The sequence below is a fragment of the Petrocella sp. genome (assembly GCF_059865615.1).
This window is the reverse complement of the sequence record NZ_JCBCDA010000102.1, coordinates 73,111-85,923: the sequence shown is the minus strand read 5'-3', so window position 1 is coordinate 85,923 and position 12,813 is coordinate 73,111. Positions and strand designations below refer to the sequence as shown.

The 12,813-nt window shown below is 37.8% G+C and carries 8 protein-coding genes and 1 riboswitch; of the genes, 1 reads left to right on the top strand and 7 read right to left on the bottom strand.

What is annotated here, in order from left to right; all coding sequences use genetic code 11:
• Nucleotides 1-48 precede the first annotated feature (48 nt).
• From pflB to AC6F8J_RS11030, 5 genes are all read right to left on the bottom strand, one after another.
• Nucleotides 49-2,277, bottom strand: coding sequence for a formate C-acetyltransferase (gene pflB / locus AC6F8J_RS11050; RefSeq protein ID WP_500723386.1), 2,229 nt, complete (start codon nt 2,275-2,277; stop codon nt 49-51).
• An 87-nt stretch (nt 2,278-2,364) separates the two neighbouring features.
• Nucleotides 2,365-2,462, bottom strand: a riboswitch (ZMP/ZTP riboswitch).
• Nucleotides 2,463-2,526: 64 nt separating this feature from the next.
• Complete coding sequence (locus tag AC6F8J_RS11045; RefSeq protein ID WP_500723384.1) at nt 2,527-3,849, bottom strand: solute carrier family 23 protein; 1,323 nt, start codon at nt 3,847-3,849, stop codon at nt 2,527-2,529.
• 133 nt (nt 3,850-3,982) lie between these two features.
• Nucleotides 3,983-4,987, bottom strand: coding sequence for a tryptophan--tRNA ligase (gene trpS / locus AC6F8J_RS11040; protein ID WP_500723382.1), 1,005 nt, complete (start codon nt 4,985-4,987; stop codon nt 3,983-3,985).
• An 80-nt stretch (nt 4,988-5,067) separates the two neighbouring features.
• Nucleotides 5,068-6,984 (bottom strand): ATP-binding protein, encoded by a 1,917-nt coding sequence (locus AC6F8J_RS11035; RefSeq protein ID WP_500723380.1) that lies wholly within the window; start codon nt 6,982-6,984, stop codon nt 5,068-5,070.
• A gap of 9 nt (nt 6,985-6,993) precedes the next feature.
• Nucleotides 6,994-7,653 (bottom strand): RelA/SpoT-related domain-containing protein, encoded by a 660-nt coding sequence (locus tag AC6F8J_RS11030; protein WP_500723378.1) that lies wholly within the window; start codon nt 7,651-7,653, stop codon nt 6,994-6,996.
• A gap of 142 nt (nt 7,654-7,795) precedes the next feature.
• Here AC6F8J_RS11030 and AC6F8J_RS11025 point away from each other — a divergent pair, with 142 nt between their 5' ends.
• Nucleotides 7,796-8,272, top strand: a complete 477-nt coding sequence (locus AC6F8J_RS11025) for an S-ribosylhomocysteine lyase (RefSeq protein WP_500723376.1) — start codon at nt 7,796-7,798, stop codon at nt 8,270-8,272.
• On the opposite strand, the gene AC6F8J_RS11020 is transcribed toward AC6F8J_RS11025, so the two are convergent.
• Both AC6F8J_RS11020 and AC6F8J_RS11015 read right to left on the bottom strand, forming a co-directional pair.
• Complete coding sequence (locus tag AC6F8J_RS11020) at nt 8,273-8,914, bottom strand: TraX family protein (RefSeq protein WP_275842718.1); 642 nt, start codon at nt 8,912-8,914, stop codon at nt 8,273-8,275.
• Nucleotides 8,915-9,019: 105 nt separating this feature from the next.
• A complete protein-coding gene (locus AC6F8J_RS11015; protein ID WP_500723374.1) occupies nt 9,020-12,802 on the bottom strand; it encodes a phosphoribosylformylglycinamidine synthase in 3,783 nt (1,260 codons plus the stop codon).
• Nucleotides 12,803-12,813: the final 11 nt, after the last annotated feature.

Genomic DNA, 12,813 nt, shown 5'->3' with positions numbered 1-12,813 from the left:
CATAACTCCTTTAATTGTATTAGGTGAATGGGGTTTCTTAACCATTTCTTATATCATATTATGGAAGGTCCTTCCTATGACCTCCAATTGTTGTTCTTTGCTAAGTCGATTGAAATTCACTGCATAACCAGAAACACGAATGGTCAGGTTTGGATATTTTTCCGGATGAGCCATGGCATCCATGAGCTTTTCTTTGTTTAACACATTCACGTTAAGATGATGGGCATTGGCATCAAAGTAACCATCCAATATACCTACAAGATTTGATTGCCTGCTTTCATCTTCTTTTCCAAGGGCTTTGGGTTGGATTGAAAAAGTACAAGATACACCATCCCTACAACTATCATAAGGGATTTTTGCAACGGAGCTCAATGAGGCAAGGGCACCATTTTGATCTCTTTTGTGCATGGGGTTAGCACCTGGTGCAAAGGCTTCTCCTGATCTTCTTCCATCCGGTGTAGCGCCTGTTTTCTTACCATATACCACATTAGAGGTTATGGTTAATATAGACAAGGTATGTTTAGCATCCCTATAGGTCTTATGCTTTTTTAATTCAAGAATGAAGTTAGTGGTTAGTTCGGCTGCAATCTGATCCACGCGATCATCGTTATTGCCAAATGTGGGGAAGTCACCTGATGTCTTAAAGTCATAAATATAAGCTTCTTCGTTCCGAATCGCTTCAACCTTGCCGTACTTGATAGCGCTAAAAGCATCTGCCATGACGGAAAGCCCTGCCATACCAAAGGCCATATGTCGTTCAACATGGGTATCATGTAAGGCCATTTGTAATTTCTCATAGGCATATTTATCATGCATGTAATGAATAATGTTCATTGTATTCACATAAAGCTTGCACAACCAATTGTGATAGATTTCAAAACGTTCCTTAACCGCTTCATAGTCTAGAATAGTACTATCTATTGGCTCCATTTCCGGTCCTATTCTAATACCTGTTGCTTCATCCATACCGCCATTTATAGCCAAGAGTAAAACTTTGGGCATGTTACACCTTGCACCAAAAAATTGCATCTGCTTACCCAGTTCCATGGCTGATACGCAACAGGCGATTGCATAGTCATCCTTATAGCGCTCTCGCATTAAGTCATCATTTTCATATTGAACTGAATCCGTTTCAATAGAGACTTTTGCACAATACTTTTTAAAGGCTTCCGGAAGGTCTTTTGACCACAAAACGGTCATGTTCGGTTCCGGAGATGGATTAAGGTTATACAGGGTATTGAGCATTCTATAACTGTTTTTTGTTACCAATGTACGTCCATCCAAACCCATACCGCCGATAGCTTCTGTAATCCATAAAGGATCACCTGCAAAAAGCTCATTGTATTCAACGGTTCTAAGCTGTCTCGCCATTCTTAGTTTTATAACCAAATCGTCCATCAGCTCTTGAGCCGCAACCTCATCTAATCTTCCCAGTATAAAATCTCTTTCAATATAAATGTCCAAGAAAGTACTAACACGACCTAGGCTCATGGCTGCACCGTTCTGTTCTTTTATAGCACCTAGATACCCATAATATGTCCATTGTATGGCTTCCATAGCCGTTCCAGCAGGACTACTGATATCATGTCCGTATGTTGCTGCCATTTTTTTTAGTTTTTTCAAGAAATCAATTTGTCGATAGACTTCTTCCAACAAACGAATGTTATCCACATCCATTGAAACTTGGCCGAGTAATGCTTGATCTTCTTTCTTTTTCTGAATAAGAAAATCAACACCATATAAAGCTACACGTCGATAGTCACCGATGATACGACCACGACCATAGGCATCCGGTAAACCTGTTATGACACCAATGCGTCTAGCGTTTTTCATTTCTTCGGTATAGGCTCTAAAGACACCGTCGTTATGCGTTGTTTTATATGTAAATTCTTCTTCCACTTTTCGGCTTAGTTTATAACCATAGGCTTCACATGCACTTCTTGTTAAACGGATACCGCCAAAGGGATTAATTGCTCTTTTCAGGGGTTCATCGGTTTGCAAACCAACAATTCTCTCATGTTCTTTGTCCAAATAACCTGGGTTAAAGGTTAAAAGTGATGATACGGTTTGAGTGTCTATAGCAAGAACCCCGCCACATTTTTCTTCTTCAAGTCTTAGGGCCTCCAGCCGATTGATCATTTCTGTTGTCCGACACGTTGCCGGCTTCAAAAAACCATCATCGCCTTCATAAGGTGTGTAGTTTTTCATGATAAAGTCCCTTACATTGATACTTTTTGTCCAATCTCCTTGGTTAAAACCATGCCATTGTTCCATCATCATTAATTCTCCTTTTCTTCTGCTTGCTCGAAACAATCTTGATGAAAAACAATAAAAAAGACCGCCCAAGCACGTGAACTTTAATAGGTTCAGCGCCCAGGCGGTCGGCATTCTTACTCTGATAATCAGAGTGTCTCCATACTCCCTGTGGGTGCTCCCACTTTCCGCCAGTCATATGGAGATAAAACGTTAATTAAATTTACTACTTTGTTTTGACCTTTTAACACTACTTTAAGGATTATTATACCCTTAAATGATGAAATTGACAACCATCAATATGGAAACGACATACATCAATATACTCAGTTTATTTGATTTTCCTGCTAAAAGATTAATGATTGTATAGGACACAAAGCCAAAGACGATACCATCTGATATACTATAGGTAAGAGGCATTACAATCATGGTCAAGAATGCAGGAATGGCTTCTGAGTAATCACTAAAGGTAATCTTAGTAACAGATTCCATCATATAGAATCCAACGATAATCAAAGCAGGTGCTGTTGCAAAAGCTGGTACAGCCAAAAAAATTGGTGAGAAGAATAAAGCAACTGCAAAAAGTGCCGCTGTTGAAACTGCTGTTAATCCTGTTCTACCACCGTCTGAAACACCGGCTGCAGATTCTATGTAAGTGGTTGTGGTAGAGGTACCAAGAACGGCACCAACTGTTGTTGCCACTGCATCTGCAAATAAAGCTTGTTTTGCTTTTGGCAAATTACCTTTTTCATCTAAGAACCCTGCTTTACTGGAAACACCGATTAAGGTTCCTAGTGTATCAAATAAATCTACAAATAAGAAAGCAAAGACCACCACTAAAAAGTCTAAAGTCAATACCTGACTAAAGTCTAATTGGAAGAAAATAGGCGCCAACGAAGGGGGTGCCTGCATAATAGTAGATGGAATGGTTGGGAAGGTGGCTATAAAGTCCGGCACATACCAACCTATAAGCTCAGTGATCATGGCTAGAATCCATGTGCCTAGGATACCAATTAAGATGGCACCTTTTACCTTTTTAACAACCAAAAGTCCGGTCAGTAAGATACCTAAAATCGATAACACCACCGGCAAAGAGGTTAGGTCACCAAGAGCAACCAATGTTGCGTCATAACCTACAACAATACCGGCATTTTGGAACCCGATAAAAGCAATAAAGAGACCGATACCGGCGCTTACAGCGTATTTCAAATTAAGAGGTATGGCATTAAATAGAGCTTCTCGAATATTAACCGCTGTTAAGAGTATAAAGATAATACCTTCAACAAAAACCGCTGTTAATGCAATCTCCCATGAATAGCCAAGACCAATTACGACGCTAAAAGCAAAGTAGGCGTTCAAACCCATCCCAGGCGCCAAAGCAAAGGGATAGTTGGCAAACAGAGCCATACATAAGGTACCTACAATCGCCGCTACCGCTGTTGCTGTAAAAAGTGCGTTCTTGTCCATGCCGGTGACACTTAGAATATTGGGATTAACAATGAGTATATAAGCCATTGTCATAAACGTTGTTAATCCAGCCAATAATTCTGTACTTACATTGGTGCCATGTTCCTTCAGTTTAAAAAATTTTTCCATAAAAATTTTTGCCCCCTTTTGTTATTATTGGGTAACCGGGTATCATAATCCTAAGGTGTACCGTTGTTGCTACTGATTTTAATATTATAGAAATCTGGTCCTACTGTCAACCATTTAGAGTGCGCACCTGAAATTATTGAGGATAGCCTACTTTTTTCTTGACTTTTCGGAGTGTCCTTTGTGCAAGCCGACTTGCTGACTCAGCATTTTTATAAATAATACCGTCAAGATATGCCTTGTCTGATAATATCTCTTTAAAACGCTTTTGGATAGGTTCCAGTTCAGCTATTAGGGCATCGGCCACTTCTTCTTTAAGCTCTCCGTAGCCCTTGCCTTGAAAATGTTCTAATGCTTCATCTGTGGTAATGTCCTTTGACAAGCAGTAAATATCAATTAAGTTTCGGATACCTGCTTTTTCTTCAGTATAAGCAATCAAAGCATCTGAATCTGTGACTGCTTTTTTTATTTTCTTACGAATGACGCTTGGTTCATCTAACAAAGAAATATATGCATTTGGATTTTCATCTGACTTCGACATTTTTTTGGTTGGTTCCTGAAGACTGGCAATACGTGCACCCATTTTTGCTATATAGGGTTCAGGCACAGTAAAAGTATCGCCATAAATACCATTAAAACGACTCGCTATATCTCTGGCCAACTCCAAATGTTGTTTTTGGTCGTTGCCAACTGGAACTAAGTCAGTTTTAAACAATAAAATATCTGCCGCCATAAGTATGGGATAGGTGTATAAACCTGCATTCAAGTTCAATTCACTTTTTTGTGACTTTTCCTTAAATTGTGTCATTCTGTTTAACTCACCCATATAAGTAAAACAGCTTAATATCCAGGACAATTCTGCATGTTGAGGCACATGAGACTGGTAATAAATTAGATTTTCATCCGGGTCAAGGCCTGCCGCAATATATAAGGCCAAGAGTTCTCTAGCACTTTTTCTTAGTTTGATAGGATCTTGTCTTGTGGTTATAGAATGCATATCTACCACACAGAATAAACAATTGTACTCATTATGCAACTTGACCCAATTCTTTAATGCACCAAAATAATTGCCAATGGTAATAACACCTGTTGGTTGCATACCGCTAAATATAATTTTCTTCTGATTCGCTTGTTCATTCATCCTTTACCATCCTTTGCATTTTACTTGTAGTCTCCATAACTTCTGATAGTTTATCACAGTTATAAGTCAAGGTCAAAGCCTTATTCATATACTGTTTGAGCAACAGCTTTCATCAATTCTTTACTGGTATATGGTTTATGCATCAATTTAAGTTGGTTGAATACAGATTTGGCCTCCATAATCGTAGGATCATTGAAGCTTGTTGTCATCAGCACTTTAATCTTCTTATTCATAGAACGGATTTGTTCAAAAACCTTAAGACCCTCAATGTCCGGAAGGATGGAATCTAAAATAACCAAATCCAGTGTATCGCTATATCGACTAAAGTCATTGATTGCATCACGACCATTCCCAGCGGTCAATACATGAATATCCATCCTTTCCAATATGGTTTTTGTTGCTTCCAATAACATACGGTCATCTTCAATCAATAGTAATTTCAGGCCCTCAAAACTACTAGGAACATGATGTTCCTTATGTTGATCAATCATCACAAGCCTTGTTTTTTGATTAGGGAATAGAATCTTAAAGCTTGTGCCGCGTCCGACTTCACTGTCGAGTTCAATGGTGCCACCATGGTTCTCGACAATGCCAAGGACCGTAGCCAGACCAAGTCCTGTACCTTCCCCTAGCTCTTTTGTTGTAAAAAAGGGTTCAAATACCTTATTCTGAATATCTTCATGTATACCTGTGCCGTTATCTGATACTTCCAAACAAACAAATTGTCCGCTTTTTTTCATAACATTGTAGGTTCTGATTCTGATTTCTCCCGATTCACCGATGGCGTCTTTGGCATTAACACACAAGTTGACTATGATTTGTTCCATTTGCGTTTTGTCCGCTATGATCTTTTCTACTTGATAATCCAATTCTAATTTTAAGCTGATTCTTTCACCGATAATTCGTTCCAACATATGGCCAATTTCTTCAACTGATGTGTTTATGCTTAAAATCTCTTTTTGAACACGATCCATCTTACTAAATATCATGAGTTTCTTAATCAGTCTTTCAGCCTTATATGCCGCTTCTCTTATGTTTTTAACTTTGGCTACTAATTCATCTTGCTCTGACTTTACCAGATGATAATGAACCAAATCTGAATACCCTAAAATAACTTGTAAAATATTATTGAAGTCATGGGATATGCCACTGGTTAGTCGACCAATGGCTTCCATCTTAGTTGACCGGTTCACTTTGAACTCCAGTTTTTTCTGTTCTGTCACATCCCTATATGTTTTGATGAAGGCACTTATACTCTTTTGATTGTCGTAAACCGGTATGGTTAACTGATCAATAATCCTATCTCCAAAATCAATAAGTCTACTTTGCTTAATGCCTGTTCTAAGTACATATGCATTGTTACATTTTTCACATATCTTGTCTTTCTCATGGAAGATTTCATAGCAATAATTATAGATTGATAATCGATTTTTTGGAATTGAAAACAAATGCAATAAAGCCTCGTTACATCGTATCACTTTTCCCACACTATCTGTAATCATTAACCCATCATAGCCATTTTCAATGATTCTTTCAATCCACAACTCATTGGTTTCATAATGGATACTTTTTTCAACCATATTCCTATATAAAAGGTTGTATCTTTCTTTTTCTTCAACCAGCTGTTTTTCTTTTTCTTCTATAACTGATTGCCAGGATGTTAGTGCGTCGGCCAATTGTTTAACTTCCTTATATCTACTAACCAAAATCAGATTATCATTTAATTCTGCGTCTTTCTTTTGAAGTAGCGCCATCATTTCGTCTATTGCTTGATTGATTCTTTCATGTTCTTTCTTTCTATGCTTCAAGTAGAGGTAGGAGGGTATGAATAAATATATAACACTTAGAGATAAGATCAATATACCTTGCACTAATCCTAATTCCATTTCATTTGTCATATAAATCATGCTAGCTACTATCGGTATATAAAAAATTACAAACAAAAAGACCTTCATATTATGTTCTATAGGTCTCTTGATAGAATCCGTTCCATTCATAAACTTCACCTATTTTTCTATATTTCGGGTTGAATTTCCTTCTATATTCTTAACTTCATATCGATCAATCTCTTCTTTTATTGTCATCATTTTACGATCCAAGTCTTTAATAATGGATGCGCATTTTTTGAGTTCTTGAGCAATATGTGCCGGTGCTTTGTCAAAGTACTTATATCTTAATTTATGCTCTAACGTTGCCCAATAATCCATAGCAATGGTTCTAATTTGCACTTCAACTGGAACCTTTTCTACACAATCCGATAGCTGAACCCATACATCTACCAATATATGTAGGCTTTGATAACCTGATGCTTTCGGATTCAGAATATAATCTTTAATAGCAATAACTTTAATATCTGTCTGATGAATCAATACTTCTAATATACCATAAATATCCGCTGTGAACGCGCATATGATTCTAACACCAGCTATATCATTTAGATATCTTTTTGCATTAGCAACATTTACCGGTTTTTCCTTCTGTTCCAGTTTCCTGGCAATACTTTCATAGCTTTTTAGCCTTGTCTTAATGTGCTCTATCGGATTGCTTTCTCCTTGACTTTCATAAGTTTCATAGAGTCTGTTTAATATGATTTTGATTTCTTCGATCGCGAAGCCATAGATTAAGAATAGTTGTTGCCATTCTTCTTTATTTATGTCCTTATACATACAAACACCTTCCATCTATAATGATGTAGCCCTATTATAAATACTTTATAAAAGTATTTCAAGTCTTTACGAAAATAAGCTTCTATGTTTTAATGAACTATAAGGCATATAAATCATGACACCCCTTTAGGAGGAATATATTATGGATAAAATACCAAGTTTTAACGTCAATCATTTAGAATTATTGCCCGGTATATATGTCTCAAGAAAAGACCATATCGGTGAATATACCTTAACTACTTTTGACATACGAATGACACGACCTAACTTTGAGCCTGTTCTACAAACTGCCGAAGTTCATGCTATGGAACATATGGGTGCAACTTTTTTGAGACAACACGCTACTTATGGTGACCAAGTTATTTATTTTGGTCCAATGGGATGCCGGACCGGTTTTTATCTCATCCTAAAAGGTGACCTCACCTCAAATCATATTGTCGGGTTAATTAATGAACTCTTTGAGTATATGGCTAACTACAACGCCCCTTTACCCGGTGCCTGTGCCAGAGATTGTGGTAACTATCTGGATATGAATCTGCCTATGGCAAAGTACGAGGCCCGTCGTTTTCTTAATCGCATTGAAAATATTCAGCCCTTACAACTTAATTACCCAGATTGATTACTTCCAAACTATTTTAATTAGATAAAGTACCATAAGGTGAACCGGATAAAAGCCATAAAAAAGGAACTTCAAATGGATACCCTTTTTGCCGTTATAGGCCAATATCAAAGGTAAGGCAAATATCGCTAAGCCCTGAACCATACTTCCCATCATGAAATTAATTGCTCCAACGGCGCCACAAGCGATGATTCTCTTATCCCTGAAAAAATCAAAAAGAAAAATCATACTTATGCCATAAATCGTATAGTCTGTTCTTAGTATAACACTCAGTGCACCTATTAAAAGTACAGCCATCATGGCTAACATAGGCTGATGAGCCTTATAACGATGATAGAGCCATAAACACACCAGTCCAAGAAAAAGGGTGAAAAATATATTTTGTTTATAAAAATCTATAAAATTACCTCGAAAAGCTAAGTCATAGGGTATTTCCGATATTAGGGCAAAAATACCTAGTCTTATACCGTATTTCTTGATATTTTTTGTGTGATGGAAACCTTCAACAATAAGAAATGTAAATATTGGAAAAGATAACCGTCCAATCATTCTTAAAAGGCTGACATCCGGATAAAGTATTGCACCGATATGATCAATTAACATAGTAATACAAGCAATAATCTTCAAATTAGTATTCGACATCATCTCACCTCACAAATTATTTTCATACATGCTGCCATGTTTTTTGTAGATCATATTATAGTTACTGTAAAAGGGGGCTAATCAGCCCTCTTTATTATACCACTATTATTTCCTAAAGTATGCAACTCCGGATTCAAATATTTTTTGATCTTGATTACCAATAATGTTGATTGCCACATTGGAGCCGATTCTTTCTGAATGTCCCATCTTTCCTAGTACCCGCCCATCCGGACTTGTAATCCCTTCAATGCCATAAACAGAACCGTTCGGGTTGAAACGACCATGCATTGTTGGATTACCTGATAAGTCCACATAGGTGGTGGCAATTTGACCATTATTAAACAAGTTTCTAACAACTTGGTCACTGGCTACAAAACGTCCTTCACCGTGGGACATTGGTATTTTAAATATCTCACCTGGCTTAACACCAGATAGCCATGGTGACTTATTTGACATAACCTTGGTTCCTGCCATGCAAGATACATGTCTACCAATCGTGTTATATGTTAATGTTGGTGCATCTTCTGTAAGATCCATTATATGACCTGATGGGACCAAGCCTAATTTGATTAGTGCTTGAAAACCGTTGCAAATACCAATCATCAAACCATCTCGTTCATAAAGAAGTTCGTGAATTGCTTCTTTAAGTACTTGGTTTCTAAATATGGAAGCAATGAATTTTCCTGAGCCTTCCGGTTCATCACCGGCACTGAAGCCTCCAGGAAGCATAACGATTTGACTTTCTTCAATCGCTTTTGCCATTGCTTTTAGTGAATGGGTTATGTCGCCTGCTTTAAGATTTCTAAAGACTAATGTCTCTACATGAGCACCTGCTTTCTCAAAGGCTCTTTTAGAATCGTATTCGCAATTGGTACCCGGAAAGACCGGTATTAATACTTTGGGCTTTGCAACTTTATTTTTGCAGATATAAATCTGGTCATAAGTTTTTATACCTTTAATTATTTTTGAAGCCTCTGTTGAAGTTTGGATCGGGAACACATTTTCCAACCTAGATGTCCAAGTATTTATAAGCTGTTCTATTTCCAATTTATGATCTTGTATTTTTATCACAGCATGCGCCGTGGTTGTTCCAACCATTATAAACTCATCTTGATTCATTAAATCTTCTATAGAAATATCCGGTGCCAATTCAACCAGTATAGAACCATATTCTGGAGTAAAAAGCTTTGGTACCACAAGGGATTCTTCAAGTACAATACCAATCTTATTACCAAAAGTCATTTTGCTAATCGCTTCTGCCATACCCCCAATTCCAATAGCATAAGCTGAAAGAATTTCTTTTTTTCCAATCATATCATATATAATTTCATAACTTTTTTTCATCTGTTCAAACTCCGGTAAATCATATTGGTCCCTTTTTTGTAGTATACATGCTACTTTGTGATTGGCACCTTTAAACTCAGGTGATATAACCCGTGTCACATCCACCACATCAACTGCAAAAGACACTAAGGTTGGTGGCACATCAATATCGTGGAATGTACCGGACATACTGTCTTTACCTCCAATAGAAGGTAATCCTAGAGCCATTTGTGCGTGATATGCACCAAGCATCGCACCAAAAGGCTCGCCCCAACGGCTAGGGTTGTCACCTAATCTTTTAAAATATTCTTGAAAAGTAAACCGAATTTTTTTGTAATCTCCACCGGTGGCTACTACTTTTGCAACAGAATCAAGCACGGCATAGATTGCACCGTGGAAGGGACTCCACTTTGTTAGATAAGGATTGTATCCGTATGTCATAATGGTACCTGTTGTAGTTTCACCTTTTTCTAGAGGTATTTTCGCCACCATACTTTGAGTGGGTGTTAATTGGTGGATGCCACCATAAGGCATCAATACACTTCCTCCACCGATGGAGCTATCAAACCGCTCTTCAAGGCCTTTTTTCGAACAGCAATTTAAGTCTTTTAACATTCCAATCCAATGGTCGTAGATCTTTGCTTCATCTGCAAATATATCTTGTCTTACTTTAAAATAGTTTTTTTCCTTAGGCAAACCTACATGAACCTTAGTTCTAGATGTTGCGCCATTTGTGTCCACAAAATGTCTGCTTATATTAACAATTTCTTTGTTGTTCCATTCCATAACCAGTCGCTTTTCCTCAGTTACTCTCGCAACAACAACCGCTTCTAAGTTTTCTTTTTCTGATGCTTCTATAAACCTAGTCACATCTTGAGGGTCTAGTACAACAGCCATTCTTTCTTGAGATTCGGATATGGACAATTCCGTTCCATCTAGACCTGCATATTTTTTGGGCACTGCATCTAGGTCAATAATAAGACCATCTGCCAACTCACCGATTGCAACGGATACACCCCCTGCTCCAAAGTCATTACACTTTTTGATCATCGACGCTACGGCCTTGTCTCTAAATAAACGTTGTATCTTACGCTCTGTCGGTGGGTTTCCTTTTTGAACTTCCGCACCACAAGTGTGAATTGAATCTTCTGTGTGTTCTTTTGATGATCCTGTTGCACCGCCACACCCATCTCTTCCAGTTCGGCCTCCCAAAAGTACAATGACGTCCCCAGGGTCGGATGTTTCACGGATGACATTTTCCTTCGGTGCCGCTGCGATAACTGCACCGATTTCCAAACGTTTTGCCACATAATCAGGATGATAAATCTCATCTACTTTTCCTGTTGCCAATCCGATTTGATTGCCATAAGAACTATACCCATGAGCTGATTGAGTTACAATCTTTCTTTGTGGCAATTTCCCCGGTAAAGTTTTGTTAACAGATACTGTAGGATCTGCAGCACCGGTAACGCGCATAGCTTGATATACATAAGAACGACCGGATAAAGGGTCGCGAATGGCGCCACCTAAGCAGGTAGCTGCACCACCAAAAGGTTCTATCTCTGTCGGATGGTTATGTGTCTCATTTTTAAACATAACTAGCCATGATGTTTCTCTTCCATCTATATCTACAGGTACTATAATGCTACAAGCGTTGATTTCATCCGATAGTTCTAAATCCTCTAATTGTCCGTCTTTTCTTAGCTTTCTCATGGCCAGTAATGCAATGTCCATTAAACACACATCTTTTTCTTGGACTTTTTCACCAAAAACTTTGTTACGGTCTTCTAAATAATCCTTATACGTAGCTTGAATCGGTTGGTTATAAAAACCTTCTTCAAATGTTACGTTTTCTATTTTTGTTAAAAACGTTGTATGACGACAATGATCCGACCAGTATGTATCTAACACTTTGATTTCTGTTATGGTTGGATTTCTTTTTTCATCGTTAGCAAAGTATTTTTGAGTATGAAGTAAATCATCTAGGCTCATGGCCAGTCCAAGATTTTTCCATAGTGCTTTCAACCCTTCATAATCTAAGTCAATAAAGCCTTCAATCGTTTCAACCTCTGTGGGTATATAAAAAGCCGTCTCAAGGGTTTGTGGCTTTAACAGATCAGCTTCTCTTGAATCCACGGGATTAATACAATAGCTTTTAATCTTTTCTATGTTTTCCTCTGATAATTGACCTTTTAGTACAATCATTTTGGCGCTTCTTACTACCGGCTTTTGATCATCTGCATTGATAATCTCAACACACTGCTCTGCAGAGTCTGCTCTTTGATCATACTGTCCCGGCAAGTATTCTACACCAAAGATGACTTCATCAGGAGCCATTTCGAATGATTCTTCAAACAATTGATCTACTGGCGGTTCAGAAAAAATAGTATGAAGTGCTTTTTCATAAGCGTCATCGGTTATGTGACTCACATCATAACGATGTAATAAGCGTAGGTTTTCAAGTGTTTTAATGTCTAAATTCTCTTTAATGTCTTGGAGCAACTGCTGACTTTCAATATTATATCCTGTTTTTTTCTCAACAAATATTCGTCTTATGGCTTCCATAGTGCCTCCTA